28 protein-coding genes are annotated in these 25,552 nt (G+C 71.2%); 21 read left to right on the top strand and 7 right to left on the bottom strand.

Going from position 1 to position 25,552, the window contains the following annotated elements:
• Positions 1–81 precede the first annotated feature (81 nt).
• From cpaB to OIB37_RS23405, 14 genes are all read left to right on the top strand, one after another.
• The gene (gene cpaB / locus OIB37_RS23340; RefSeq protein WP_330459546.1) at positions 82–786 is read left to right on the top strand and encodes a Flp pilus assembly protein CpaB; all 705 of its coding nucleotides are present in this window, start codon (positions 82–84) and stop codon (positions 784–786) included.
• Positions 787–796: 10 nt separating this feature from the next.
• Positions 797–2,047 carry an AAA family ATPase gene (locus OIB37_RS23345; protein ID WP_330459547.1) on the top strand — a complete coding sequence of 417 codons (1,251 nt, stop codon included), beginning with the start codon at positions 797–799 and terminating at the stop codon, positions 2,045–2,047.
• A gap of 259 nt (positions 2,048–2,306) precedes the next feature.
• Positions 2,307–2,636 carry a pilus assembly protein gene (locus OIB37_RS23350; protein ID WP_330461945.1) on the top strand — a complete coding sequence of 110 codons (330 nt, stop codon included), beginning with the start codon at positions 2,307–2,309 and terminating at the stop codon, positions 2,634–2,636.
• 1 nt (position 2,637) lies between these two features.
• Entirely contained in the window at positions 2,638–2,985 is a 348-nt protein-coding gene (locus OIB37_RS23355; RefSeq protein WP_330459548.1) for a TadE/TadG family type IV pilus assembly protein, read from the top strand.
• Between the two features lie 19 nt (positions 2,986–3,004).
• On the top strand, positions 3,005–4,342 hold the full coding sequence (locus OIB37_RS23360) for a CpaF family protein (protein ID WP_330459549.1): 1,338 nt from the start codon (positions 3,005–3,007) through the stop codon (positions 4,340–4,342).
• A 4-nt stretch (positions 4,343–4,346) separates the two neighbouring features.
• Entirely contained in the window at positions 4,347–5,291 is a 945-nt protein-coding gene (locus OIB37_RS23365) for a type II secretion system F family protein (protein ID WP_330459550.1), read from the top strand.
• Between the two features lie 13 nt (positions 5,292–5,304).
• Positions 5,305–6,195, top strand: a complete 891-nt coding sequence (locus OIB37_RS23370) for a DUF5936 domain-containing protein (protein WP_330459551.1) — start codon at positions 5,305–5,307, stop codon at positions 6,193–6,195.
• Between the two features lie 89 nt (positions 6,196–6,284).
• Positions 6,285–7,697, top strand: coding sequence for a sensor histidine kinase (locus OIB37_RS23375; protein ID WP_443058192.1), 1,413 nt, complete (start codon positions 6,285–6,287; stop codon positions 7,695–7,697).
• 37 nt (positions 7,698–7,734) lie between these two features.
• Positions 7,735–8,490 carry a response regulator transcription factor gene (locus OIB37_RS23380; RefSeq protein ID WP_330459552.1) on the top strand — a complete coding sequence of 252 codons (756 nt, stop codon included), beginning with the start codon at positions 7,735–7,737 and terminating at the stop codon, positions 8,488–8,490.
• A 107-nt stretch (positions 8,491–8,597) separates the two neighbouring features.
• Entirely contained in the window at positions 8,598–8,783 is a 186-nt protein-coding gene (locus OIB37_RS23385) for a hypothetical protein (protein ID WP_330462099.1), read from the top strand.
• A complete protein-coding gene (locus OIB37_RS23390) occupies positions 8,780–9,379 on the top strand; it encodes a pilus assembly protein TadG-related protein (protein WP_443058282.1) in 600 nt (199 codons plus the stop codon). The genes OIB37_RS23385 and OIB37_RS23390 overlap by 4 nt, the downstream gene beginning before the upstream one ends.
• Positions 9,380–9,414: 35 nt before the next feature.
• Positions 9,415–9,996, top strand: a complete 582-nt coding sequence (locus tag OIB37_RS23395) for a hypothetical protein (RefSeq protein ID WP_330459553.1) — start codon at positions 9,415–9,417, stop codon at positions 9,994–9,996.
• Between the two features lie 7 nt (positions 9,997–10,003).
• Complete coding sequence (locus OIB37_RS23400) at positions 10,004–10,639, top strand: OmpA family protein (protein ID WP_330459554.1); 636 nt, start codon at positions 10,004–10,006, stop codon at positions 10,637–10,639.
• A gap of 23 nt (positions 10,640–10,662) precedes the next feature.
• Positions 10,663–11,148, top strand: coding sequence for a barstar family protein (locus OIB37_RS23405; RefSeq protein ID WP_330459555.1), 486 nt, complete (start codon positions 10,663–10,665; stop codon positions 11,146–11,148).
• Here the strand turns inward: OIB37_RS23405 and OIB37_RS23410 are convergent.
• Positions 11,130–11,516: a DUF192 domain-containing protein gene (locus tag OIB37_RS23410; protein WP_330459556.1), complete on the bottom strand. Its 387-nt coding sequence runs from the start codon at positions 11,514–11,516 to the stop codon at positions 11,130–11,132. The two genes, OIB37_RS23405 and OIB37_RS23410, sit on opposite strands and share 19 nt — an antisense overlap.
• A 98-nt stretch (positions 11,517–11,614) precedes the next feature.
• Here OIB37_RS23410 and OIB37_RS23415 point away from each other — a divergent pair, with 98 nt between their 5' ends.
• Complete coding sequence (locus OIB37_RS23415) at positions 11,615–12,142, top strand: GNAT family N-acetyltransferase (protein WP_330459557.1); 528 nt, start codon at positions 11,615–11,617, stop codon at positions 12,140–12,142.
• Between the two features lie 36 nt (positions 12,143–12,178).
• On the opposite strand, the gene OIB37_RS23420 is transcribed toward OIB37_RS23415, so the two are convergent.
• Positions 12,179–12,706, bottom strand: coding sequence for a DinB family protein (locus tag OIB37_RS23420; protein WP_330459558.1), 528 nt, complete (start codon positions 12,704–12,706; stop codon positions 12,179–12,181).
• A 52-nt stretch (positions 12,707–12,758) separates the two neighbouring features.
• Here OIB37_RS23420 and OIB37_RS23425 point away from each other — a divergent pair, with 52 nt between their 5' ends.
• From OIB37_RS23425 to OIB37_RS23445, 5 genes are all read left to right on the top strand, one after another.
• Positions 12,759–13,544, top strand: a complete 786-nt coding sequence (locus tag OIB37_RS23425) for a class I SAM-dependent methyltransferase (RefSeq protein WP_330459559.1) — start codon at positions 12,759–12,761, stop codon at positions 13,542–13,544.
• Between the two features lie 814 nt (positions 13,545–14,358).
• On the top strand, positions 14,359–15,132 hold the full coding sequence (locus OIB37_RS23430; protein WP_330459560.1) for an isoprenyl transferase: 774 nt from the start codon (positions 14,359–14,361) through the stop codon (positions 15,130–15,132).
• Positions 15,133–15,499: 367 nt separating this feature from the next.
• Positions 15,500–16,825, top strand: a complete 1,326-nt coding sequence (locus tag OIB37_RS23435; RefSeq protein ID WP_330459561.1) for a PhoH family protein — start codon at positions 15,500–15,502, stop codon at positions 16,823–16,825.
• A gap of 414 nt (positions 16,826–17,239) precedes the next feature.
• A complete protein-coding gene (locus OIB37_RS23440; RefSeq protein ID WP_330459562.1) occupies positions 17,240–17,956 on the top strand; it encodes a transglycosylase SLT domain-containing protein in 717 nt (238 codons plus the stop codon).
• A 139-nt stretch (positions 17,957–18,095) separates the two neighbouring features.
• Entirely contained in the window at positions 18,096–19,631 is a 1,536-nt protein-coding gene (locus tag OIB37_RS23445) for an AI-2E family transporter (protein ID WP_330459563.1), read from the top strand.
• Positions 19,632–19,660: 29 nt separating this feature from the next.
• Here the strand turns inward: OIB37_RS23445 and OIB37_RS23450 are convergent, their stop codons facing one another.
• Positions 19,661–20,194: an alkyl hydroperoxide reductase gene (locus tag OIB37_RS23450; protein ID WP_330459564.1), complete on the bottom strand. Its 534-nt coding sequence runs from the start codon at positions 20,192–20,194 to the stop codon at positions 19,661–19,663.
• A gap of 3 nt (positions 20,195–20,197) precedes the next feature.
• Entirely contained in the window at positions 20,198–20,749 is a 552-nt protein-coding gene (locus OIB37_RS23455) for a peroxiredoxin (protein ID WP_330459565.1), read from the bottom strand.
• A 133-nt stretch (positions 20,750–20,882) separates the two neighbouring features.
• Between OIB37_RS23455 and OIB37_RS23460 the strand changes: the two genes are divergently transcribed.
• The gene (locus OIB37_RS23460) at positions 20,883–21,890 is read left to right on the top strand and encodes a LysR substrate-binding domain-containing protein (protein ID WP_330459566.1); all 1,008 of its coding nucleotides are present in this window, start codon (positions 20,883–20,885) and stop codon (positions 21,888–21,890) included.
• Between the two features lie 61 nt (positions 21,891–21,951).
• Here OIB37_RS23460 and OIB37_RS23465 read toward each other — a convergent pair whose 3' ends face one another.
• The 3 genes from OIB37_RS23465 to OIB37_RS23475 form a co-directional block, all read right to left on the bottom strand.
• The gene (locus OIB37_RS23465) at positions 21,952–24,255 is read right to left on the bottom strand and encodes an ABC transporter permease (RefSeq protein ID WP_330459567.1); all 2,304 of its coding nucleotides are present in this window, start codon (positions 24,253–24,255) and stop codon (positions 21,952–21,954) included.
• Positions 24,256–24,323: 68 nt separating this feature from the next.
• Positions 24,324–25,013 (bottom strand): ABC transporter ATP-binding protein, encoded by a 690-nt coding sequence (locus OIB37_RS23470; protein ID WP_330459568.1) that lies wholly within the window; start codon positions 25,011–25,013, stop codon positions 24,324–24,326.
• The gene (locus OIB37_RS23475; RefSeq protein ID WP_330459569.1) at positions 25,010–25,534 is read right to left on the bottom strand and encodes a PadR family transcriptional regulator; all 525 of its coding nucleotides are present in this window, start codon (positions 25,532–25,534) and stop codon (positions 25,010–25,012) included. Before OIB37_RS23475 ends, OIB37_RS23470 begins: the two co-directional genes overlap by 4 nt.
• Positions 25,535–25,552 lie beyond the last annotated feature (18 nt).

The raw sequence follows: 25,552 nt of genomic DNA on the forward strand, positions 1-25,552 counted from the left end.
GCCCGCCTGACCGGCCGCAGTTGACACCGGCCGTCGCTCACATCCCGCTCGACCGATTCCCCCAATGAGGTTGCACGGTTCATGAACTCCCGTCAGCGCCGCGGCGTGATACTCCTGATCCTGTCGGTCCTGTGCGCTCTCGGCGCGTTCGCCGGCGTGCTCTCCGTCATCCACGACGTGCAGTCCAAGGTCGGCCCCGAGGTCACCGCCTACCGGGTCAGATCCGAGGTGAAGCCGTACACCGAGCTGGACACCGGACAGTTCGAGAAGATCCGGATGCCCCGCCGCTGGCTGTCCGGGAACGCCGTCACCGACCTCCGGCAGATCCACGACAAGATCGCCGTGACCACCCTGCACCCCGGCTCCCTGCTCCAGACCGACATGGTCGTCGACCGGCCCGCCCTGCAGCCCGGCCAGCAGGAGGTCGCCATCATGATCGACGCGGCGACGGGCGTCGCCGGCAAGATCACGCCCGGCTCGCGCGTCAACGTCTACGCCACCTTCGAGGGCCGCAAGGACAGCGACCCCGACCAGTCGAAGATCATCGTCACCAACGCCCGGGTCCTCGACGTCGGCCACATCACCGCCCTGGACCCCGACCACAACAAGGACCAGCAGCCCACCGAGGCCGTCCCCATCACCTTCGCGCTGTCCGCCCTCGACGCCCAGCGCGTCACCTACGCCGAGTCGTTCGCCCAGCGGGTCCGCCTCGCGCTGGTCGCCCCGGGCGGCGAGACCAGCGTCCCCGACCAGGACCGCACCTACGAACTCGCTACGGACAAGTGAGAGGCGGCCCATGCCCACCAGGATCCTCCCGGCCGGCGCGGACCCGGACGCCGTCCGCTCCCTCGTCACCCTGCTCAGCCAGCTCCCCGACGCCGAACCGGTCCCCCCGGTGACCGACTCCACCCAGCTCGTCGACACCCTCGGCCGCCTCGCCGCCGAGTCGGTCGACGAACTGCCCGAGGTCGTCGTCGTCCACGAACGCATCGGACCCGTGCCCGCCCTGGAGCTGATCCGCGAGGTCGCCCTGCGCTTCCCGGCCGTCGGCGTCATCCTCGTCACCACCGACGCCGGCCCCGCTCTGCTCGCCGCAGCCATGGACTCCGGCGCCCGCGGCCTGGTCGCGCTGCCGCTGTCGTACGAGGAACTCGCCCACCGCGTGCAGGCCGTCGCCCAGTGGTCCACCGGCGTCCGCCGCCACCTCGGGCACGGCTCCCCCGACGTCCTCACCGGAGCCGGCGGCAGGGTCGTGACGGTCAGTGGCGCCAAGGGCGGCGTCGGCGCCACCACGGTCGCCATCCAGCTCGCCCTCGCCGCCCAGGCCTCCGGCCGCGCCACCGCCCTGGTCGACCTCGACCTCCAGACCGGCGACATCGCCTCCTTCCTGGACGTCCAGTTCCGCCGCTCGGTGGTCGACCTGGCCGCCATCAGCGACATCTCCCCGCGCGTCCTCGCCGACGCCGTCTTCCGTCACGACACCGGTGTCGCCCTGCTCCTCGCACCCGGCGAGGGCGAACGCGGCGAGGAGGTCACCGACCGCGCCGCCCGCCAGATCGTCAGCGCCCTGCGCTCACGCTACGAGGTCGTCGTCCTCGACTGCGGCGCCCAGCTCAGCGGCGCCGGCGCGGCGGCCGTCGAGATGGCCGACACCGCGCTGCTGGTGACGACCCCGGACGTGGTCGCCGTACGCGCCGCCAAGCGGACCGTACGCATGTGGGACCGGCTCCAGATCCGCAAGGCGGAGGAGACGACCGGCGTCGTCAACCGCCTCACGCGCGCCACGGAGATCCAGCCCGCGCTCGTGCAGCGCATCACCGGCACCGCGCTCGCCCGTACCGCCGTCCCCGCCAACTTCAAGGAGCTGCAGGGGGTCGTGGACGCCGGACGCGTCCACGAACTCGACAGCCGCAGCACCGTGAAGCAGGCGCTGTGGGCCCTCGCCGGGGAACTGGGGCTGGCGAAGGCGCCCGAGGTGTCCCATCGCGGAGGTGGCCGGCCGCGCGGCGACCGTGGGTCGGTGAGCCTGCGGCGGCGGAAGGAGTGAGGGGCCGATGAGACGCCTGTCAGGGGAAGACCGGGGGCAGCGGCGACGCATCCGCTTCTTCGGGGCGGGAGGACGGGGGCCGTGGGGCACCTCGTTCTCCGGAGCGGGCGGGCATGGGCCGTGGGGCAGCCCGTTGTCCGGAGTGGGTGGGCATGGGCCGTGGGGCAGCCCGTTGTCCGGAGTGGGTGGACCGGAGCCGCGGCGCACCCCGTCCTTCAGGGGCGGCGACCGGGGGCAGGTCAGCATCGAGTTCCTCGGGATGACCCCGCTGATCGTGCTGACCCTGGTGCTCGTGTGGCAGGCCGTACTCGTGGGGTACACCTTCACGCTCGCCGGGAACGCCGCGGACGAGGCGGTGCGCGCGGGCACCGCCGCGGCTCCGGGCGGCGCACGCCAGGCCGCGTGCGAGGCGGCTGCACTGAAGGACCTCTCGGATGCGTGGCGCGACGGCGCGTCGGTGACCTGCAGCGCGTCCGGCTACGTCACGGCCGACGTCTCCCTCAGGGTCCCCGTCCTCTTCCCGGGCGTGGTCCCCTTCCCCGTCACGGTGACGGGCCACGCGGGCACCGTCGAGGAGGTGAAGCACTGAGATGCCGTACGAGCGTGACAGGCGCCGCGAGCGGGGCCAAGTGGCCATCGAATACCTGGGGTTCATTCCGATCCTGCTGATCGTCGCCCTGGCCGGCATCCAGATCGGGGCCGTCGCCTACGCGGCGGAACAGGCCGGTACGGCGGCCCGGGCGGGGGCGCGGGCCGCCTCGCTGCGGCAGTCCTACGCACAGGCGTGCGCGGACGCTGTCAGCGGCGGGATCACGGTGACCTGCTCGGCCGAAGAGGGGGACGACACCGTCACCGTCACCGCCGAGGTGCACATCCCCAAGGTCGTCTGGGACCTCGGCGACACCCGGAAGACCGCCACCATGCCCCTCGACCACTGACCGAGGAGAAGGGGAACCCATGAGCCTGCGGGCCCGCATCAGCACCCCCGAGGAGCACGGCAGCCGGGGTGAGGACGGCCACATGGTCGCCTCCTACCGCGCCAAACTGCTGGAGGAGATCGACCTCGCGGAGATGAGCGCGCTGGCCGCCGCCGAACGCAGGGCGCGGCTGGAGCGGGTGCTCGGGCACATCATCAGCCGCGAGGGACCGGTCCTGTCGACCGCCGAACGCGCCCAGCTGATCCGCCGGGTGGTGGACGAGGCGCTGGGCCTCGGCATCCTGGAACCGCTGCTCGAAGACGCCTCCGTCACCGAGATCATGGTCAACGGCCCCGACGCGATCTTCGTCGAACGCGGCGGCCGCGTCGAGCAGTTGCCGCTCCGCTTCGCCTCCGCCGACCAGCTGATGCAGACCATCGAGCGGATCGTGTCGACGGTCAACCGCCGCGTCGACGAGTCGAATCCGATGGTCGACGCCCGCCTCCCCTCCGGCGAGCGCGTCAACGTCATCATCCCGCCGCTGTCCCTGACCGGACCCATCCTCACCATCCGCCGCTTCCCGCGCTCCTACACCCTCCAGGAGCTGATCGGCTTCGGCTCGCTCGACGAACAGATGGTGTTCCTGCTGGCCGGCCTGGTGCAGGCGAAGTTCAACGTCATCGTCTCCGGCGCGACCGGCACCGGGAAGACCACCCTGCTCAACGCCCTGTCCGGACTGATCCCGGCCCACGAGCGGATCATCACCATCGAGGACTCCGCCGAACTCCAGCTCCAGCAGACCCACGTGGTCCGCCTGGAGTCCCGGCCGCCGAACGTCGAGGGCAAGGGCCAGATCACCATCCGCGACCTGGTGCGCAACTCGCTGCGCATGCGTCCCGACCGGATCGTGGTCGGCGAGGTCCGCGGCGGCGAGTCCCTCGACATGCTCCAGGCCATGTCCACCGGCCACGACGGCTCCCTGGCCACCGTGCACGCCAACAGCGCCGAGGACGCCCTCACCCGCCTGCAGACCCTCGCCTCGATGTCCGACGTCGAGGTGCCCTTCGCCGCCCTGCGCGACCAGATCAACAGCGCCGTCGACGTCCTCGTCCAGCTCACCCGGTTCGCCGACGGGGCCCGCCGCATCACCGAGATCGCCCTGCTCGACAGCCACGGCGGCGAGCCGTACCGGCTGGCGACCGCCGCCCGCTTCCACGCCCAGCCCATGACCGCCGACGGCCGGGTGTACGGCACCTTCGAGTACTTCCCGCTGCCCCGCCGCACCGCCGACCGCCTCTACATGGCGAGCCAGCCCGTCCCGCAGGCCTTCGGAGTCGCCCACTCCACGGCCCAGCTCGCCACCCGAGAAGCCAGGTAGGACCATGAGACTCCACACCCTCGCCCAGCTCACCACCGGCGTCGCCCTGCTGACCTGCGTCCTGGCCGTCGTCGGCACGCACACCTACGCCTCGGGCCGGGCCCAGCGCGCCGCGCTCATCGACCGCCTCGCGCACAGCGGGCAGCCCCTGCCACCCGGACGCAGACGCCGCTTCCGCACCCTGGACCGCCGGCTGCGCCGTACGGCACCGGGCCGGAGACTGGAGCTGAGACTCGCGGCCACCGGCCTGGACGTCACCCCGGGCGAGTTCTTCGCGTACATGCTCGCCACGGTCGCCGCCCTCTGGCTCGTCGGGCAGGCCGCCCTGGCCCCCTTCTTCGGGCCGCTCGCCGGCCTCCTCGGCATCGGGGCCGCCGTCCAGTTCCTCAACTGGCAGCGCCAGAAACGCATCGAGCGGTTCATCGGCCAACTCCCCGAACTGGCCCGCATCCTGGCCAACGCCACCCAGGCCGGACTCGCCCTGCGCACCGCCATCGGCATGGCGGCGGAGGAGTTGGAGGCCCCGGCCGGGGAGGAACTCGCCAAGGTCGCCGACCAGTTGGCCATCGGCCAGTCGATGGACGAGGCGCTCGGCGAACTCGCCGAACGGCTCCCCTCCCGCGAACTCGTCGTCCTCGTCACCACCCTGGTCCTCTCCAGCCGCGCCGGCGGCCAGGTGGTGTCCGCGCTGCGCAACCTGACCGACACCCTGGAGGAGCGCAAGGAGACCCGCCGCGAGATCCGCACCCAGCTCTCCCAGGTGACCATGACGTCGTACGCCGTCCCGGTCCTCGGCGTCGGCGCCCTCTTCCTCATGAACGGCGTCAAGGACGGCGCCCTGGAGCGCATGACCGGCTCACCCGTCGGCCAGGGCTGCGTGATCGTCGCGTTCGCGATGTACGCCGTGGGCTTCGTCCTCATCCGCCGCATGAGCCGGATCGACGTGTGAGGGGGATGTCCTGATGACCGCTGTGCTGCTCGCCCTGCTGATGGGCCTCGGCGTCTGGGGCGCCTTCGCCGGTATCCGCATGTACCGCGCGGACGCGAAACTCCCCGGCGACCTGGCCATCGCCCTGGAGGTCGGAGCCACCCGCACCGGCGCCGTCGGCTCCGTGATCGACCGCATGGGCATGCGCTACGCCCCCGCGGTCCTGCGCCTCATGGGACCCCGCCTCGTCACCAAGTACCGCCGCAGGATCGACCTGGCGGGCAACCCCGGCGGCCTCACCATCGACCGCTACGCCGCCCGCCGCGCGGTCTACGGCGCCCTGGGCGGCGTCGGCTTCCTGGTCTTCCTGCTCCGCGGCCAGTGGTTCGTGGCCCTGCTCCTGCTGCTGTTCGGGGCGTTCTGGACGGAGGTCGGCATCTGGTCGGCCATCCGGCTCCGCAAGGACGTGATCGAACGGACCCTGCCGGACTTCCTCGACGTCCTCGCGGTCGTGGTCAGCGCCGGCCTCGGCTTCCGCCAGGCCCTCGACCGGGTGGCCTCCAGGTACGAGGGCCCCTGGGCCGACGAACTCCGCATCACCCTGCGCCAGATGGACCTCGGCATGAGCCGCCGCGAGGCCTTCGCCGAGCTGCGCCGCCGCAACGACTCCGAGCAGGTCGCCATGTTCGTCACGGCCCTGCAGCAGGGAGAGGAGCTGGGCGCGCCCATCGTGGACACCCTGGTCGCCCTCGCCAAGGACATGCGCCGCACGGACGCCCAGAACGCCCGCCGCAAGGCCGCCCGCGCGGTCCCCAAGGCCACGCTGATGATCACCACGTTCATGGTCCCGGCGACCATGCTGCTGCTCGGCGCCGGCCTGCTGCTGGGGTCCGGGGTGGACTTCGGGTCGCTCACGGGGGAGTGAGCGGGGGCATGACGGTGTGGGTGACAGAGCGAGGCAGACGCCTGGGGCGCCGGGCGGTCGGGCGCCGGCCGGCCGGGAGCCGGTCCGTCATGCGCTGGTCCGTCGTGCGCCGGTCCGTCGGACGACTGCTCTTCGGGAGACTGCCCCTGCGGGGTCGAGCGGGGGGTCGAGCGGGGGGCCGAGCTGGGGGCCGGGCGGAGGGCAGGGCGAGCCGGGAGGTGCCCGGGGAACCGGTGCCGCTTCCCGAACCGACCGAGAAGATCCAGATCCGGGCCCTGCAGGCGATGTGCCGGCAGGTGTTCGGCTTCCGGCTGGCGATGATCGTCCTGGCAGCCCCGGCCGCCCTGCTCAACGCCGCCCCCGGCCTGGGCGCGCGCCTGGTCGGCGCGGCCGTCGTCGTCACCTTCATGGTGTCCTACGTCCTCTTCCGCGACTGGGAACGCTTCGGCCCGCTCCTCCTGCGCCACCCCAGCCTCCTCGCCGCCGACACCCTCTTCGGCTCCCTCCTCCTCGTCTCGGCCGGTCCGGACACCACACTTGCCTACGTCAGCGTCTGCACGCCGCTGCTGGCCGGACTGGTCTACGGCTGGCGGGGAGCGGCCTGTTTCGCCTCCCTGCAGTCGCTCATCCTGCTCCTCGTCCACGCCACCCTGGAGGCCGACCGCCACGCGGCCGTGGCCGAGTCCCTCCTCCTGCCCGGCCTGTGCGTCATCGCCGGGGCCATGGGCTCCACCCTGCGCAACCTGATGCTCCGCTTCGGCGCCGCCACCCAGGCCCTGACGACGGTCCAGGCCCGCCTGGCGGCGACGGAGGCGGTCCACGCGGAACGGGCCCGCTTGGCCCGGGAGATGCACGACTCGGTGGCCAAGACGCTGCACGGCGTGGCCCTCGCGGCCGACGCCCTCGCGACGACGACCGCGGCTCCCGATCCCGACCCGGCCCGCATCCGGCAACAGGCGGAACTGGTGTCCCGCTCGGCACGGAGGGCGGCGGCGGAGTCCCGCGAACTCCTGACGGACCTGCGCGGGGAGCAAGGGGAACGGGAGGGAGCGTCTGCGGGGGACCTCTGGCCGGCACTGCGCGCGCGGACGGCGGACGCGGCGAGCCGGTCGGGCCTCCCCACCGTCTGCAGGCGCACCGGAGAGGCCGCTCTTCCGCCCGTCCCCCCACCCCTGGCCCGCCACCTGCTGGCCATCACCGCAGAGGCCCTGGAGAACGTGCACCGGCACGCGGACGCGGCACGCGTGGAAGTGACGGCGGGCGTCGAGGGCAACCAGCTCCGCCTCACGGTCTACGACGACGGCAGGGGCCTGCCCGCCGGCACGACCCTCGAACACCTCCGCGACCACGGCCACTTCGGCCTCCTCGGCATGGTCGAACGGGCCGCCGAGGCGGGGGCCCGGATCCGTATCGGCCGGGGTGAGCACGAACGCGGCACCGAGGTCAGGGTGGAACTGCCGTTGCGCGCCCTCGCCCCGGACGCCCCGGCGCAGGACACCTGACGGCCCGATGTTCCCCATCTCCGGGAGGAGGCACCCGATGCGGCACCAGAACCCCCGGCAGGGCTTCCCGTCCAGCCCCGCCACGCCCCAGCTCCGCCTCGTGATCGCCGACGACAACCCCGTCGTCCGCGCGGGCCTCACCGCCCTCCTCGCCGACCGCGAGGACACCACGGTGGTGGCGGCGGTGGCGGACGGCCGGGAGGCCTACGAGGCGACGCTGCGGCACCGCCCCGACGTCGTCCTCCTCGACGTCCGCATGCCCGGCGTCGACGGAATCTCCGCATTGCCGCACCTGGTCCGGCTGGCCCCCGTCATGATGCTGACCTACAGCCACGAGGCGGAGACCGTGCGGGAGGCGCTGCGACTGGGTGCGGGGGGCTATCTGGTGCACGGCGAGTTCACCGCCGAGCAGTTGGTACGGGCGGTACGGGACGTCCGGGAGGGCCGGCCCCATGTGACACCGGGGGCGGCGAAGGCGTTGCTGGGCGCCCTGATGTCGAGTGCGACTGCACACTCCGGGGCGGAAAACCCCGTTCCCGTAGGTAAATCTTCGACTCAATCGCTTTCACAGTTGCAATCCCCTGTGGGACAGTCGTTCCGGTCGCAGTTCCAACTGAGCATCAGGGAGGCGGAGATCATGGACCTCATCGCGTCCGGCCTGACCAACCAGCAGATCGCCGCCGCCTGTTTCATCAGCGAGAAGACCGTCAAGAACCACATCAACCGCATCTTCGCCAAGCTCCACACCACGAACAGGTCCCAGGCGGCGGCGAAGTGGCTGGGGGTGGCCTGAGATGCGCGGGGAGAAATGGGTCCAGGGGTGGGCCCTGGGGCCCTGTGGGGGCCGGGATGTTCCGCCGTACGTTGTGCGGATCGAAGGCGAAGCTGGAGGGGAACACCGTGAGCGATCGAATGCTGAAACTGGTGGTCGCCGTGCAGCGACGCGGCAACGACAAGGGGCAGACCGCCGTCGAGTATTTGGGGATCATCGCGGTGGTGGTGGCGATCGTGCTGGCGATCACGGGTACGGATATCGGTCATGCCGTCCTCGACAAGATCAAGGCCAAGATCGCCGAGATCACCTGATTCATCCGAGCGCTTTCGGCGACCGAGGGCAGGCCTTCCCCATCTACATCACGGTGGTGGCAGGCCTGCTCTTCCTTGCGTTGGCCTACTTGGCGGTGGGGCAGGCCTCCGTGAATCGCAGCGGCGCCCAGAGCGCAGCGGATGCGGCGGCGCTGGCGGCGGCCCAGAACCGCCGAAACCAGATCACGGGGAAGTGGCTGGAGAGCCTGACGGACCCGACCAAGTGGCAGGACATCTTGGACGGCAAGGCGGACTTCGCTCCCTCGTGCTGGCGGGCCGAGCAACTCGCGGCGGAGAACGACGCGGAAGTGCTTGCCTGTGACAATCCCGAGCCGTTGAAGTTCGTGGTCCAGGTCAGGACGAACAAGCCGTTGGGAGACTCCGTCGTCCCTGGGGTGAGTGACATCAAGTCGACCGAGTCCGCCACGGCTGTGATCCAACAGCTCTGCGACTTCGACCCTCCCGCCGAGGCCGCCGACACCTCACCGTTGCCCAGTCTCACGTGCGACGACGGCAGGGTCTGGAAACTGGATCCGAAGGATGAAGCCGGCCTTCCGTCGCCCGAGGACCTGTTCGATGTCCATCTGGCTGACTGACAAGCGAACGACAAGTGTGAAGGGAAGCAGGGGCGATGAGTAATCGGTCCGTTGCGAGGGCTCGCAGGGGAATGGTCGCGGTCTGCATCGCGATCGGCCTGACGTGTGGTGTGGCCGGTTGCGGTGGAGGGGGCGGTGACGACAAGAAGCCGGAGGCCTCCGCGACGACTTCCAAGAGCGGCGGATCCGGACCGAGCCCGCAGGAGGGTCAGTCCGCAGATCCGCTGGCCGAACTGCACGGACCGAATGGCCTGCTCCTTCAGATCATGTCCGCCGATCGCGACGCGGGCGGCTTCGTCACCGTGAATGGCAATCTGAAGAACGACAGCGGGAAGACAGCGGTGATCCCCTCCGACCTCAGTGGCAATGAGACCGAGATCAGCAAAAACGGTAGCTCGCTCGGTGGTGCCACGCTCGTCGACTCCAAGAGCAAGAAGCGCTACTACGTCCTGCGCGACACGGATGGTCGGCCGCTCACCACGACGGGTATGCCGACTTTGGCGGCCGGCCAGTCATTGTCGGTGTTCATGCAGTTCCCCTCTCCTCCGACCACCACTTCAGAGGTCGATTTCCAGCTGCCCACCTTCCCCACCGCCCCCATCAAAATCTCCGGTTGAGGCCGAAGTGACCACCACACCCCGCCTCACCCTCACCCTCACCCTCCCCCTCACCGCCGCAGCCCTCCTCGCGGCAGCCAACCTCACGCTGGCCCACGCTGACGACACCGACCCCAGCGAGCCCCCGGGCACGGCGCCCACCGCGGCCGCGCCGGTGAAAGTGGACCCCACCGACCCCGACCTCAAGCTCCCGGAAGGCGCCACCCTCGCGGAGCCGAAGGTGCTGGACATCAAGTCGGTCGTGGAGGACCAGAGCGGGGACGAGCGCAGGGAGGACACGAACGCGGACGTCACCTTCGCCCTTCAGGCCGAGGTCCTCTTCGGCAAGGACAGCGCGAAGCTCGGCGGAGAGGCCAAGGCCCGCATCGCGACGATCGTCGAGGAGATCAAGAAGCAGCACGCGACCCAGGTCCGCGTCTTCGGCTTCACGGACGACCTGGGCTCCTCGGCCCACGGCGACGTCCTGTCCAAGCAGCGCGCCAACGCCGTACAGGCCGTCCTGGACCAGGACCTCAACGACCCCGGCATCACCTTCGAGGTACGCGGCTACGGCGAGCAGTACCCGATCGCGGACAACTCCTCGGAGGCGGGCCGGAAGAAGAACCGCAGGGTGGAGGTCTCCTTCCCGCGTTCGGGAGGCTGAGGGGGACGCATACGGTGTGAGGCATGCGATTCACCGACGGGCTCGACGTCGTCACTCCGAGCGGGATCCGGGAAGTCCTGGACGAGGCCTCCCGGCGCGGGTTCGCGCTGTACGTCCTCGACACGGACGGCAGGGCGGACCGCGAGTCCTTCTTCCACGCGGTCCGGGAGACGCTGCCGCTCGATCCGCCGCTGACGAGTTCCCGCAGCTGGGACGCGCTGGCCGACTCCCTGTGGGAGGGGCTGCGTACGGAGACCTCGGGCTCTTCGCGGGTGGTCGTCGTGTGGCGGGACGTCGTGACACCGGACGGCGCGGCGGAGGAGGACTTCCGGACCGCTCTGGAAGTCCTCGGCGACGTCGCCGGATCACTGGCCGACCCCGGCATCACCGGCGGCGCGCCGAAGCACGTGCCCGTCCGTGTCGCCGTCGGCCCGCGACACGGATCCACGGCCACGGCCACGGCCACGGCCGAGGACACCGGCGACCGCGTCTACCCCCGGCCCGCCTGAAGGGACTCGACGGCCAGCCGCACCCCCGCTGTCACTCCCCACCGCTCCATGGCCCCCGCCTCCGCCTCCAGCACGTGCCGGGAGCGCGGCCGGGGCAGGCCCAGGCGACCCGGCACCATCGTGCGCACCGCAATGACGGTGAGGCGGCGGTCGAGGTACGCCACGTCGATGGGGAAGCGCATCCGGAACGTGTGCACGCTGCCGGCCGGGGAGAGCAGCATCGCCCCCTCGATCGCGTCACGCCCCAGCAGCCCTCTGGTACGGGCGCGGTAGGAGGCCGCGATCTCCAGCGCAACGGTGACCACAGCCCCGTCACCGCCCCGCGGGATCACCAAGTTCCCCCGCCCGTCCCGCCATTGTCCGGTCACGGCCCCACCTCCGCACCGACCGTACCCACCCGCGCGGCGGAGTCGGCCGCATCGTCGTCGCCGGGGCGTTGTCAGTGGCGGGTGCCACACTGCGAAGCATGACCGACCGACGTGTGACGGACGAGCCGGACGGATACGGCGAGCGAGGCGGATACGACGCGCACGGCCATGTGCGCCTGCGGGAGGTGGCCGACGACGACCTTCTTCTCTTCCTCGCCTACGAGCACGACCCCGAAGCCCTGCGGCGTTCCGGATTCACGCCCCGGCCGCGCGAGGCCTTCCTCACGCACTGGCGGCAGCGGGTGCTCGGCGATCCCGACAGCCTGGTGCGGACGGTCACCGTCGGCGGGGAGACGGCCGGGAACGTCGTGTCCTGGACACAGGACGGGCGCCGCTTCGTCGGGTACTGGCTCGGGCGGCCGTACTGGGGCCGGGGCATCGGCACCCGGGCCCTCGCCCTCTTCCTGGACCTGGAGTCCGTACGGCCCCTGTACGCCGACCCCCGCTCCGCGAACACCGCCTCCGTCCGCCTGCTGGAGAGACACGGCTTCGCACGGGTCGGCACCGATGGGCACGGGGAGGACGAACACGTCCTCCTCGCGCTCGGACGGCCCCCCGAGAGCTGACCGTCCGCCTCCCGACCGACGTGGTGTCCGGGTGGCTCAGTCGGTGGACGCGGACGTGGACGTAGGCGCGGGGTGGACGCCGGTCTCGCCGTCGAGGAGTTCGCGCACGATGTCCATGTGACCGGCGTGCCGGGCCGTTTCCGTGAGCATGTGGACCACGGTCCAGCGCAGGGAGACGGAGTGGTCCCGCCACGCCGGGCGGCCCACCGCGTCCAGGGGCAGTTCGGTGATGGTGCGGTCGGCGGCGGCGCGGGCGCGGCCGTAGAAGGCGAGGATCTGTTCCGTCGTCTCGTCGGGGGCGACGGTCATGTCCTCGCTCTTGTACGGGTCGAACCAGAGCGGTTCCGCCTCCCGGCCGAACGTCTCCACCAGCCAGCCGTACTCCACCGAGGCCAGGTGCTTCACGAGGCCGAGCAGGCTGGTCCCGGTCGGGGTCATCGGGCGCCGCAGTTGTTCGTCGTCCAGTCCGTCCAGCTTCCACAGCACGGCGTCTCGGTGGCGGTTCATGCTCGCGAGGAGGGTTTTCTTCTCGTCGGCGCCGTAGCGGGCGTCAGGAGTCGTCATGGGCACGGAAATTAGCAGGACGGTCTGACAACGCCCTGGGACCATGACGCGTATGGCGGATGATCGTTCTTTCGAGGATCTCGTGGCCGAGGGTGCGGCGGTACCCACCGAGGGATGGGACTTCTCCTGGTTCGAGGGGCGGGCCAGCGAGGCGCGGCCCTCGTGGGGGTACGCGCGGTCGGCGGGGGAGCGGCTGGCCCGGGCCGAGGGCGCGCTCGACATCCAGACCGGTGGCGGGGAGGTGTTCGACGTCTCCCTGGCCGCGGCCGCCCCGGAGCGCCCGAGGCTCATCGCCGCCACGGAGGGCTGGCCGCCGAACGCGGCGAAGGCCACCCGGCTGCTGCGCCCGCGCGGTGTGGTGGTCGTCGAGGCACGGGACGACGCCCCGCTGCCCTTCGCCGACGAGGCGTTCGACCTGGTGCTCAGCCGGCACCCGGTGAGCCCGCGGTGGGCGGAGATCGCCCGGGTGCTGCGGCCGGGCGGCACGTACTTCGCCCAGCACGTCGGGCCGAGCAGCGTGTTCGAACTGGTCGAGTACTTCCTCGGCCCCCTGCCGGAGGACGTGCGGGCCGGCCGGCACCCCGACCGCGAGCGGGCCGGGGCGGAGGCGGCCGGCCTGGAGGTCGTGGACCTGCGGGCGGAGCGGCTGCGGATGGAGTTCCACGACATCGCCGCCGTCGTCCACTTCCTGCGCAAGGTGGTCTGGATGGTCCCCGGCTTCACCGTCGAGGCGTACGAGTCCCGGCTCCGTGCGCTGCACGGGCGGATCGAGAAGGAGGGCCCGTTCGTGGCGCACAGCGCCCGGCAACTCTTCGACGTCCGGAAGCCGACCCCCTGACGAATGGGGCGGACGGGGCCGAATCGAAGCCGGGTTCACCCGCGGTTTCCCTTTCGGTTCTCGCTTTGTCGTCCACCGCGGCTCACTTCTGCCCCACGCGCCGCACAAGTTCGGACCGGCGTAATTCGCGTGGGCAAAGAAACAGGGGTGGTGTCGCGCGGTGCGGGGGGCCGCGCGCTGCCGTGACGTCCGGGAATCCGGGAGCGGAACCGTCAAGTCACCGTTCGCCGGCGGGGTCGCCCGTCGGAGGGACGCCGGACGACTCGCCGATGGGTCACCAGGACGGCTCAAATCCTCTTGATCGCCTCGCATCTGGCCGAATCTCCTGGGATTCCGCTGTGAACCGGCCATGAAGCACCCCGGAATCCTGCGCTCCAGCCCACCGGGGCGTCGTCGGGCGACTCCGCAGAGTAGTTGTGGCGCGCCGATGCACGCACCATCCCTCACGAAGGGTTATGGTGGAAACCCCCCCTCGGGCCGGTCCGTCTCCCCCCCACGGACCGGCCCGTTTTTTTCTCCGGGAGGTCCCCGCACGTTTCCGCGGCATCGCCGGGAACCGGAAGGGGACCGGCGGGCGTCCCCACTCAGGGGCCCGAGGCCGTGCCGCCGTACGGCCGAGGCCCCCGGGCGCGACCGGGTCCGCGCCGGACCCGCACGGGTGCCGCGCCGGTCCGTGCCGGTCCCGCGCCGGACGTCCGCGCCCCCTGTCCGTACTGATCAAGCACCCAAACCCCCCGCCACGAGCGAGCCGGCTCCACCGGTAGGCTCGGCCACCGCGGGGACCGCAACCGCGGCCACATGGAGGGGCTCTCACGTGAACCTGCGCGACAAGCTGCGCGGCCTGCTCGTCAGGCTCTACGCGCGCCGGGTGGAAGGTCACCTGGACCACGCTCAGGTGCCCAAGCACATCGGCGTCATCATGGACGGCAACCGCCGCTGGGCGAAGGCCGCCGGCTCCAGCACGGTCCACGGCCACCGGGTCGGCGCCGAGAAGATCGAGGAGTTCCTCGGCTGGTGCACCGAGACCGACGTCGAGGTCGTCACCCTGTGGCTGCTGTCCACGGACAACTTCGACCGCCCGCAGGACGAGCTGGGCCCGCTCCTCGGCATCATCGAGGACGTCGTCCGCAGCCTCGCCGCCGACGGCCGCTGGCGCGTGCACCACGTCGGCACCCGCGACCTGCTGCCGTCCGGGATGCAGCACACCCTCAAGGAGGCCGAGGAGGCCACCGCCGACGTCGGCGGGATAGTGGTCAACGTGGCCATCGGCTACGGCGGCCGCCAGGAGATCGCCGACGCCGTGCGCTCCATGCTGTACGACGCCCGGGACAGGGGCGTGCCGATGGCGGACCTCGCCGAGGCCGTCGACATCGACATGATCGGCCGCCACCTCTACACCGGCGCCCAGCCCGACCCCGACCTGGTGATCCGCACCAGCGGCGAGCAGCGGCTGTCCGGCTTCATGCTCTGGCAGACGGCCCACTCCGAGTACTACTTCTGCGACGTCTTCTGGCCCGCCTTCCGCAAGGTCGACTTCCTGCGCGCCCTGCGCGACTACGCCGCCCGGCACCGCCGCTTCGGCGGCTGAAGACCGCCGCACCCGCACGACGCACACCGAGCGCCCCGCCGGCCACCACCGCGGCGGGGCGCTCCGTATACCCAGTCCGGGACGGAAGTAACAAGGAGTTCACCAGTGCGTCCGTGGCCGCTTTTGCATGGCCGCGCGTGTTCGAGGGCATAAGCCAAGCAGGTCGACACCCGAACCACGGGTGTCGGATCTCAGCGGGCGGCAGGGGCCGTCCGCCCGGGAGGCCCTTTGCACCAGCCCGACCGTGCGGTCACTGCACGGAAGCAGCCGCGGAGGGCCGGTTCCAGGCCCGCCGCATGCGGGGGCCAGGACCGGTCCAGTTCCACTTCGTCGCTCCCCGACCTCATCCGAGGGGGTACGTCCTTCCGTGGTGACCAGCACAAAGCGCCACAAGCCCGACCGGCGCACCTATGTTCTCGACACCAGCGTCCTGCTGTCCGACCCGAACGCCCTGACCCGCTTCGACGAGCACGAGGTCGTGCTCCCCATCGTGGTGGTCACGGAGCTGGAGGCCAAGCGGCACCATCCCGAACTCGGCTACTTCGCCCGCCAGGCCCTGCGCCTGCTGGACGACTACCGGGTGAAGCACGGTCGCCTCGACGCCCCCATCCCCATCGGTGAACTGGGCGGGACCGTCCGCGTCGAGCTCAACCACTCGGACCCCAGCGTGTTGCCCACCGGCTACCGCCTGGGGGACAACGACTCGCGCATCCTCGCGGTGGCCCGCAACCTGCAGGCCGAGGGGTTCGACGTCACCGTCGTCTCGAAGGATCTGCCGCTCCGCATCAAGGCGTCCTCCGTCGGCCTGCTGGCCGAGGAGTACCGTGCCGAACTGGCCATCACGGACTCGTCCGGCTGGACCGGAATGTCCGAACTCACCTTGTCGGGTGAGCAGGTGGACATCCTCTTCGAGGACGGGCACACCTTTGTCCCGGAGGCCTCCGACCTCCCCGTGCACACGGGGCTGACCATCCAGTCCGAGCGCGGCAAGGCGCTCGGCCGGGTCACCGCCGACGGCAACGTCCGTCTGGTGCGCGGAGACCGGGAGGCGTTCGGCATCAAGGGCCGCAGCGCCGAGCAGCGCATCGCCCTCGATCTGCTGCTCGACCCGGACGTCGGCATCGTCTCGATGGGCGGCCGGGCCGGCACCGGCAAGTCGGCGCTCGCGCTGTGCGCGGGCCTGGAGGCGGTCCTCGAGCGCCGCCAGCACCAGAAGGTGATGGTCTTCCGGCCGCTGTACGCGGTGGGCGGGCAGGAACTGGGCTATCTGCCGGGCAGTGAGGCGGAGAAGATGAGCCCCTGGGCGCAGGCCGTCTTCGACACCCTCTCCGCGGTCACCAGCCGCGACGTCATCGAGGAGGTCACCGCGCGCGGGATGCTGGAGGTCCTGCCGCTCACCCACATCCGCGGCCGCTCGCTGCACGACGCGTTCGTGATCGTGGACGAGGCGCAGTCACTCGAACGGAACGTCCTGCTGACCGTTCTCTCCCGTATCGGCGCGAACTCACGGGTCGTTCTCACCCACGACGTGGCACAGCGGGACAATCTGCGCGTGGGTCGCTACGACGGCGTGGTCGCCGTGGTGGAGAAGCTCAAGGGGCACCCCCTCTTCGCCCACGTCACACTGACGCGGTCCGAGAGGTCCCAGATTGCCGCCCTTGTGACCGAAATGCTGGAGGACGGTCACATCTGACGCGGAATCGGCATTCATAGGCGCCGTCCGGCAAAGCCGAAGAGCTTAGCCGGGCGGCGCTTTGACGTGTGCAGGTTTCCTGAAATCCCAAGGGCCAAACGAGATGTGACGTTTCACACCCAACACAGAATTGCCTCCCGGCGTCCGGTTGCGGCAGAGTCTCACTCCTGTCAGGCCCCGCATACGACACATCTGTACCCCTAGGGGTACCTCCCACGTCCTTGAGGCGATGGGGGACGTACGGCACCACGTAGACAGCACCAACTCCATACTGCTTGTCGTATGCCGCCCGAGCTTCACGCGGCGCTCCCCGTGCGGGAGTTGCCCACCGGGCCCGTGCCTCCCGTGACCCCGCAGTTGGGAGGCCTGTGTTCAGGGGCACGATTGCGTCCGCCAGGGTCACCGAAGCGGGCGATGCTGGAAGGAAACCGTGTGAGCCGGATTTCGGTCCGGGGATTCGCAGTGGCCTCCGCCACCGCGGTCACCGCCGTCGGAAGCGTCGTCGGAGTTGCCTCGGGCAGCGTCGCGCAGCCCCACAACGACGCCGAGGCGACGGCTGCCGACACCACGCTCCTCGCGGACATACCCGTGGGTGAGCAGGCCCAGGTACAGACCGCGTCCCTGACGCAGCAGGCCGACGCACAGGCCATCGCCGCGGACACGAGCGCCAAGAAGGACGCCGAAGCGGCGGCCCGCAAGGCAGCAGCCGAGACCGCGATCGCGAAGAAGGAGGCCGCCGAGAAGGCGGCCAAGCTGGAGAAGGAGCGCATCGAGGCGAAGGCCGCGGCCAGCCGCGACGACGTCCGTGACGCCTCCAGCTTCCCCACCCAGAGCAGCTACACCGTCGCCCAGATCCAGGCGATGGCGAGGCAGATCGTCGGCGGCGGTCAGTTCCAGTGCTTCAGCAACATCGTGAACCACGAGTCCAGCTGGAACTACCACGCGGTCAACGCCTCCACCGGCGCGTACGGTCTCGGTCAGGCGCTGCCCGGCACCAAGATGGCCTCCGCCGGCGCCGACTGGCAGACCAACCCGGCCACCCAGATCAAGTGGACCCTGAGCTACATGAACGGCCGGTACGGCAGCCCCTGTCAGGCCTGGACGTACTGGCAGGCCAACAGCTGGTACTGAGCCTCTCCCCAGCTCTCGCTCAACCCCGCGCAGCCCCTCCCCGTCCTAAGGGGAGGGGCTTTCGCCCTGTACGGTCGTACGCGAACGTCTCCAGGGGAGCGTTGGCGAGCGCCCGAGACGCGGGAGAAGGGGACCGGACATGTCGCGAGTGCCAGGGTGGCTCCGCCGCCTCGGAGCAGGCCTGACCGAGATGAGCGAGCGTCTGGACGAGCGGCGAGTCGAGGTCGAGAACGAGACCTCCCTGCCCGATCCGCCCACCCCCGATCCACCCCTGCGCGAACCGGCCGCTGTCCCTGAGCCCGCCGCCGTCCGCGGACCGTCCGTCCCTGAGTCGTCCGTCACCGAACCGGCGGTCCCCGAACCGGCAGTTCGCGATTCGTCCGTCCGTGAACGGTCCGCTCCCGTCCACGACGCCGACACCACCAACGCGGCCGCCGCCACCGACACCGCCGACGCCCCCGCCGATGCCGTCGTCCCCGTCGTGCCGGCCCCCGCGTCCGGCGAGGCGCCGCCCGTATCCGCCTCGCCCCCCAAGTCCCCCGCCCCGGTGGCCCCCGCGCACGCCGCGTCCCGCCCCGACCCCGCGCAGGCCGTCCCCTGGAGTGTGCGGGTCGCGGCCGAGGCGGGCTGGCGGCTGCTGGTCCTCGCCGGCACCGTGTGGGTGCTGATGCGGATCATCAGCGCCGTCCAACTGGTGGTGTTCGCCTTCGTCATCGCCCTGCTCATCACGGCGCTGCTCCAGCCGACGGTCGCCCGGCTGCGGAACTACGGCGTGCCGCGCGGCCTGGCCACCTCGCTCACCGCCATCTCCGGCTTCGCCGTCATCGGCCTGATGTGCTGGTTCGTGACCTGGCAGGTCATGGAGAACATCGACATCCTCTCCAACCAGATCCAGAGCGGCATCGACGACCTGCGCAACTGGCTGCTGAAGAGCCCCTTCCACGTCACCGACAAGCAGATCAACCAGATCGCCAAGAACCTCCGCGAGGCCATCGGAGCCAACACCGACCAGATAACGTCGGCGGGCCTGGAGGGAGTTCAGGTCGTCGTCGAGGCCCTGACCGGCATCCTGCTGGTGTTCTTCTCGACGCTGTTCCTGCTCTACGACGGCAAGCGCATCTGGCAGTGGTCCCTGAAGCTGGTGCCCGCCGCCGCCCGTCCGGGCGTGGCCGGGGCCGGCCCGCGCGCCTGGCGCACCCTGACGGCCTACGTCCGGGGCACGGTCCTGGTCGCCCTGATCGACGCCATCTTCATCGGACTCGGGATCTACTTCCTGAACGTTCCGATGGCCGTCCCGCTGGCCGTCTTCATCTTCCTGTTCTCCTTCATCCCCCTCGTCGGCGCGGTCGCCTCCGGCGCGCTCGCGGTGGTGGTCGCCCTGGTGACCCAGGGCGTCTTCGCCGCGGTCATGACCCTGGCGGTCGTCCTCGCCGTCCAGCAGATCGAGGGACACGTCCTGCAGCCGTTCATCCTGGGCCGCGCGGTCCGTGTCCACCCGCTGGCCGTGGTCCTCACGGTGGCCACCGGCGGCATGGTGGCCGGCATCGGTGGCGCCGTGGTCGCCGTGCCGCTGGTGGCGGTCACGAACACGGTGGTGGGGTACCTGCGGCAGTACTCGATGGGACAGGTCGTGCCGCAGCAGCAGAACACCGAGGGCCCCGTCCACAAGGAGTGAACGAGGCCCTCGGGTCGGGACCGGGCCGGTTACTCGGCCAGAACGGCCTCGGCGTCCAGCGTGACGCCGACGGCCTGAACCACGGAGGCGATCTTGAACGCCTCCTGGATCACGTCGCGTTCGACGCCGGCCTTGCGCAGCACCTGCTCGTGCGAGTCCAGGCACATGCCGCAGCCGTTGATCGCGGAGACCGCGAACGACCACAGCTCGAAGTCGACCTTGTCCACGCCCGGGTTGCCGATGACGTTCATCCGCAGGCCCGCGCGCAGGGTGCCGTACTCGTGGTCGGACAGCAGGTGGCGGGTCCGGTAGAAGACGTTGTTCATCGCCATGATGGCGGCCGCGGACTTGGCCGCGGTGTACGCCTCCGGCGTGAGGTTCGCCTTCGCCTCCGGCTCCAGCTCACGCAGCACGATCGGGGAGCGCGAGGCGATGGCGGTCGCCAGCACGGTGCCCCACAGCTGCTGCGCCGGGAGGTCGGAGTTGCCGATGACCGAGCCCAGGTTGAGCTTCAGGTCCTTGGCGTAGTCCGGAACACGGGACTTCAGCGAGTCGAGCGACATGGGTCACTCACCAGCCAGCAGCGCGACCGGGTCCAGGGTGTCGTCGCCCTTGCTCCAGTTGCAGGGGCACAGCTCGTCGGTCTGCAGGGCGTCCAGGACCCGCAGGACCTCCTTGGGGTTACGGCCGACGGAGCCGGCGGTCACCATGGAGAACTGGATCTCGTTGTTCTGGTCGACGATGAAGACGGCGCGCTTGGCGTAGCCGTCCTCGCCCTCGATGCCGAGGTCACGCATGAGCTCGTGCTTGGGGTCGGCCATCATCGGGAACGGCAGGTCCGTCAGGTCCGGGTGGTCCTTGCGCCAGGCGTGGTGCACGAACTCGGAGTCACCGGAGAAGCCGAGGACCTGGGCGTCACGGTCGGCGAACTCCTCGTTCAGCTTGCCGAACGCGGCGATCTCGGTGGGGCACACGAAGGTGAAGTCCTTGGGCCACGCGAAGACCACCTTCCAACCCTCGTAGGTCTTGTGGGTGATCGTCTCGAACTCCTTGCCCTTCTCCAGCGAGACGCAGGCAGCGAGTTCGAACTCGGGGAACTTGTCACCGACAGTGAGCACGTGCTCTCCTTGCAGCGAGGAAGCTTCCCTCGTGGGGAGGCTTCCCTTGGGTTGGACGCCGTCGATGCTTGCACAGGGTGCATTGATTAGGGAAATAGCTACACTAGGTCATGTTGATCGGAGGTGGCTATCAGTGACCGTCAGTAGCGGCAAGCGCCGCCAGCCCAGCCTCGCGCAGCTGCGGGCCTTCGCCGCCGTCGCCGAGCACCTGCACTTCCGGGACGCCGCGGCGGCCATCGGGATGAGCCAGCCCGCCCTGTCCGGCGCGGTCTCGGCGCTGGAGGAGATCCTGGGGGTGACCCTCCTCGAGCGTACGACCCGCAAGGTGCTGCTCTCGCCCGCCGGTGAGCGTCTCGCCGTGCGGGCCAAGGCGGTGCTGGACGAGGTCTCGGCGCTGCTGGAGGAGGCCGAGGCGGTCCGGGCGCCGTTCACCGGGGCCCTGCGGCTCGGGGTCATCCCGACCGTCGCGCCGTATCTGCTGCCCACCGTGCTGCGGCTGGTGCACGAGCGGTATCCGCACCTCGACCTCCAGGTGCACGAGGAGCAGACCGCCAGCCTCGTCGACGGCCTGCACTCCGGCCGGCTCGACCTGCTGCTGCTCGCGGTGCCCCTCGGCGTGCCCGGGGTCACCGAACTCCCGCTCTTCGACGAGGACTTCGTGCTCGTCACCCCGCTGGACCATGAGCTCGGCGGCCGCGAGGGCATCCCCCGCGAGGCGCTCAGGGAGCTGAACCTGCTGCTCCTGGACGAGGGCCACTGCCTGCGCGACCAGGCGCTGGAGATCTGCCGGGAGGCCGGGCGGCAGTTCAAGGGGGCGGGGCGAGGCCCCTCGGCCGAGGGTGGTGGCGGGCGACGGGTGGGCGCCCCGGTCACCACCACGGCCGCCGGCCTGTCCACACTGGTCCAGCTCGTGGCCGGCGGCCTCGGCTGCACGCTGCTGCCGCGCACCGCGGTGAAGGTCGAGACGACCCGCAGCAGCGAACTGCGCACCGGCTCCTTCGCCGATCCCGCACCGAGCCGCCGCATCGCCCTGGCCATGCGGGCGGGCGCCGCCCGCGGCGCCGAGTACCGGGAACTGGCCGCCGCCCTGCGCGAGTCCATGCGCCCGCTGCCCGTGCGGGTACTCGACGACGCGTCGTGACGGGAACGCGAGAGGGCCCCTCCCCGATGCCGGGGAGGGGCCCTGACGCCCGCCTGCTCCGCTACTCCGTCCGCAGCCCCTCCGGCCGCATCAGCCGCAGCAGCGGCGGAAGGCTGAGCAGGGTCACCGCGAGGACCACCGCCGCGCCGACGCCCGTCATGGACAGCACGCTCGGCCAGTCCACGGTCACCGGGGTCGCCGTCATCCTCAGCAGGACCGCGCCGAGCACGAGGCCCACCACCGAGGCCAGCAGCAGTCCGAGTGCGATGGGCAGCGCCGTCTGCCACAGCACCGACAGGCCCAGCGTGCGGCGCCGGGTGCCGAAGGCGACCAGCGCCGACAGCAGCCTGCGCCGCTCGCGCAGCTGCTCCAGCTGGGAGACCAGCAGGCTCGCGCCGATCAGCGCCAGCACGCAGGCCGCGCCGACGAACAGGCCGGTGCGCAGGGACGTGTACCGCCCGGACTGCTCGGTCGCCGTCCAGTGCCAGGCGCTGGAGAGGGGGTCCACCCGCGCGGCCGTGTTGCGCACGTACTCCTCCGCGTCCGGCACCGACAGGTCGAGGCGGACGTAGACCTGGCCGTACCCCCCGGCCACGGCCCGTGCGGGGAGCACGGACGGGGTGACGAGCAGGCCGTCGACGCCCTGCTGGAGCGAGTCCGCGCGGACGGTCGCCGTGCGCACGCCGGCCGGCACCGTCCAGGGGATTTCGCGGCCGGGGAGGGGCTTTGTGAAGGTGGGGTCGAGGAAGTCGTGGCTGCCCGGCCGCAGGAAGGACCGCCGGGCCTGGTCGGTGCCGGGGCGGTCCACGACGAACGCGTCGCCGTCCCGGCAGGAGGGCAGCCGGGCCAGCTCGCGCAGCGCGGCACAGTCGCCGACGGTGACGCTCGCAAAGTGGCCGGGGTCGCGGCGCCTGTCGCCGATGCTCACCGTGGACAGCGCCGCCGAGGCCCGCACCCCCTTGGTCCGCGCGAACGCGGGGCCCAAGGCCGCCGAGGGGGTCCGGTCGGACAGGTCGATCTCCATCTGCGCCCGCTCCGGATCCCGGCCGGTGTCCTTGGTGTACTGGCTCTCCACGCCCGCGAACAGCATCTGCAGGGCGATCGCCCCGGCCACCGCGACGGCGATGCCGTTGACCATGCGGGCCGCCGTACCGCTGCTCAACTGAAGCCGCCGCACAGCCAGTTGCCAGGAGAGCGCGCCCGCCCCGAGCCGGGCCACGACCGCCTCCACGATCCACGGCAGCAGCGCGGTGACGCCGACCAGGAGCAGCAGGACGCCGGCCACCACCAGGTACTGGTTGAAGTCGCCGTGGGAGCGCCCCTTGCCGATCATCGGGTAGAGCAGGGCGAGGCCCGCGACCGGCACCAGCAGCCGCCACCACAGGCGCCGGCGGGCCGGCCTGGCCGTACGCACCACGCCGAGCGGTTCGACGACCACCCGGCGCATGGCGAACAGCGTGACCAGCACGGCGCACACCGGGACCGCCACCGCGACCACCGCCACGAGCACCGGGGAGGGGTCCAGATAACTGGGGAAGAGGCTCTCGCCCATCACCTCGACGGACCCCGCCGCCTGCCGTCCGGCCATGAAGAACACGGCCCCGACGACGAGTCCGAGCAGGGCGCCGACCAGCGCCTCGCCCGCGGCGATCCGCCGGGTCATCCGGCTGTCGGAGCCCACCAGACGCAGCGCGGCCAGCCTGCGGTCACGCCGCTCGCCGCCGAACCGTACGGCCGTGGCGACGAACACGGCGACCGGCATCAGCAGCGTCACGAACATGACGAGCGTCAGCAGGATCAGCACCGGGTCGGTCCGCTCGGGCCGCTGATCCGGGTCCCCGAACGCGTGCAGCCGCTGCACGCGCATGTTGGCCGGCTTCGGCACCAGGTCGTCCGCGCCCGCGTAGTAGGCCAGTTCGTGCGATCCGATCAGCCCGCTCTCCCCGATGGTCCCGGCGATCCGGTACGGGATCCGCTGCCGCAGCAGCTTCGCCCCGTCCGAGGCGAGCAGGTCCCGCAGCGAGGGGGAGACCACCATCTCGCCCTTGCCCGGGAAGCGGCCGACGCCGGGCGGCAACGGCGCCCGCGGGCCCTCGGGTTCCAGCAGGCGGCCGCGGACGTCCTTGGCGTGCCACCGGGTGTCGGTCGACGTGATCAGCACGGTGTCGTCGGCCTTCGGCGGCAGGACCATGGAGAACATGTGGCCCTCCTGCCGGTCCTGCTCACGCTGGTGCCGCTGGGTCAGCACGCTCGGCAGCGCGGTCGTCAGCAGCAGCAGTGCCACCCCCAGCCCGACGCCGACCGCCGTCAGCGTCAGCCGTACCCACCCCTCGCGTCCGCCGGTGAAGGCGAACCGTGCCCCCATGGCCAGGTCCCTGGACCTGTGCCAGGCCCTCGGCTCCGTCCGGGCCGGGAGCCGCCCCCCTCGCAGGTTCATGCAGTGCGCTCCATGTCCCGGGACCTGCCGTCCCGTACGACGATCTCCCGGTCGGACCAGGCGGCCACCCGCGCCTCGTGGGTGACCAGCACCACGGCCGCGTCGGTGGAGCGGGCGGCGTCGGTCAGCAGCTCCATCACGCGCTCGCCGTTGAGGGAGTCCAGCGCGCCGGTCGGCTCGTCGGCGAACAGCACCCGGGGGCCGGTGACCAGCGCCCGCGCCACCGCGACCCGCTGGCCCTGGCCGCCCGAGACCTCGCCGGGCCGCTTGCGTCCGAGGTCGTCGACCTCGAGGCGTTCCATCCAGCCGAGCGCCGCCTTCTCGGCCTCCTTGCGGGAGGTGCCGCTCAGCCGCAGCGGCAGCGCCACGTTCTCCACGCACGTCAGTTCCGGGACGAGCTGTCCGAACTGGAAGACGAAGCCGAACTCGCCGCGCCGCAGCGCGCTGCGCTGGGCGTCGGTCATGGTGGACAGCTCGCGGCCGTCGTAGCGGATCGAACCCGAGTCGGGCGGCACGATGCCCGCGAGGCAGTGCAGCAGCGTCGACTTGCCGGAACCGGAGGGCCCCATCACGGCGACGACCTCGCCGGGGTGGATGGAGAAGTCGGCGCCGTCGAGGGCGAGCGTCGGACCGTAGGCCTTGCGCAGGTTCTCGGCGGTGAGCAGGGAGCCGGGAGGAGGAGTCACTTCGCCACCTCCGTGCGGAGCCGCTCCAGCCGCGCGGCCGTCAGCTCCAGCCAGCGCAGGTCCGCCTCCAGGTGGAACAGGGCGTGGTCGCAGACCAGCTGGTCCGCGAGGTCGCCCTTGCGCTTGCGGTCGGTCAGGATCCGCATGCTGCGCAGGTGCTCGGAGCGCTGGGTGTCGAGGACGTCGGTGGCGTCGCGGTGGGTGAGCAGCGCGAGGACGACCTTGGTGTACAGGGTCGACTGGAGGTACTCCTCCGGCTTCTCCGGGGTGGCGAGCCAGCGCTCGACGTCGGTGACGCCGGCGTCCGTGATGGCGTACCGCTTGCGCTCGGGGCCGCCGCCCGCCTCGATGCCGTCGACTTCCACGAGCCCGTGCTTCAGCAGCCGGGACATCGTCGAGTAGACCTGGCCGTAGTGCAGCGGCCGGTCGTGGCCGAACTTCTCGTCGAAGGCCCGCTTCAGGTCGTAGCCGTGCCGGGGGCCGGACTCCAGGAGTCCTAGAAGGGTGTGACCGATGGACATGCGGAGCACTCTACACAC

It is taken from the genome of Streptomyces sp. NBC_00820 (assembly GCF_036347055.1).
Lineage (GTDB): Bacteria > Actinomycetota > Actinomycetes > Streptomycetales > Streptomycetaceae > Streptomyces.

Bases quoted from the DNA above. Each gene is read 5' to 3' on its own strand.
- OIB37_RS23475 (WP_330459569.1), bottom strand. From the start codon at position 25,534: ATGTCCATCGGTCACACCCTTCTAGGACTCCTGGAGTCCGGCCCCCGG.
- OIB37_RS23350 (WP_330461945.1), top strand. From the start codon at position 2,307: ATGACCCCGCTGATCGTGCTGACCCTGGTGCTCGTGTGGCAGGCCGTA.
- OIB37_RS23420 (WP_330459558.1), bottom strand. From the start codon at position 12,706: ATGACGACTCCTGACGCCCGCTACGGCGCCGACGAGAAGAAAACCCTC.
- OIB37_RS23370 (WP_330459551.1), top strand. From the start codon at position 5,305: ATGACCGCTGTGCTGCTCGCCCTGCTGATGGGCCTCGGCGTCTGGGGC.
- OIB37_RS23345 (WP_330459547.1), top strand. From the start codon at position 797: ATGCCCACCAGGATCCTCCCGGCCGGCGCGGACCCGGACGCCGTCCGC.
- cpaB (WP_330459546.1), top strand. From the start codon at position 82: ATGAACTCCCGTCAGCGCCGCGGCGTGATACTCCTGATCCTGTCGGTC.
- OIB37_RS23440 (WP_330459562.1), top strand. From the start codon at position 17,240: ATGCTGGAAGGAAACCGTGTGAGCCGGATTTCGGTCCGGGGATTCGCA.
- OIB37_RS23445 (WP_330459563.1), top strand. From the start codon at position 18,096: ATGTCGCGAGTGCCAGGGTGGCTCCGCCGCCTCGGAGCAGGCCTGACC.
- OIB37_RS23425 (WP_330459559.1), top strand. From the start codon at position 12,759: ATGGCGGATGATCGTTCTTTCGAGGATCTCGTGGCCGAGGGTGCGGCG.
- OIB37_RS23380 (WP_330459552.1), top strand. From the start codon at position 7,735: ATGCGGCACCAGAACCCCCGGCAGGGCTTCCCGTCCAGCCCCGCCACG.
- OIB37_RS23465 (WP_330459567.1), bottom strand. From the start codon at position 24,255: ATGGGGGCACGGTTCGCCTTCACCGGCGGACGCGAGGGGTGGGTACGG.
- OIB37_RS23405 (WP_330459555.1), top strand. From the start codon at position 10,663: ATGCGATTCACCGACGGGCTCGACGTCGTCACTCCGAGCGGGATCCGG.
- OIB37_RS23365 (WP_330459550.1), top strand. From the start codon at position 4,347: ATGAGACTCCACACCCTCGCCCAGCTCACCACCGGCGTCGCCCTGCTG.
- OIB37_RS23415 (WP_330459557.1), top strand. From the start codon at position 11,615: ATGACCGACCGACGTGTGACGGACGAGCCGGACGGATACGGCGAGCGA.
- OIB37_RS23355 (WP_330459548.1), top strand. From the start codon at position 2,638: ATGCCGTACGAGCGTGACAGGCGCCGCGAGCGGGGCCAAGTGGCCATC.
- OIB37_RS23395 (WP_330459553.1), top strand. From the start codon at position 9,415: ATGAGTAATCGGTCCGTTGCGAGGGCTCGCAGGGGAATGGTCGCGGTC.
- OIB37_RS23375 (WP_443058192.1), top strand. From the start codon at position 6,285: ATGCGCTGGTCCGTCGTGCGCCGGTCCGTCGGACGACTGCTCTTCGGG.
- OIB37_RS23450 (WP_330459564.1), bottom strand. From the start codon at position 20,194: ATGTCGCTCGACTCGCTGAAGTCCCGTGTTCCGGACTACGCCAAGGAC.
- OIB37_RS23360 (WP_330459549.1), top strand. From the start codon at position 3,005: ATGAGCCTGCGGGCCCGCATCAGCACCCCCGAGGAGCACGGCAGCCGG.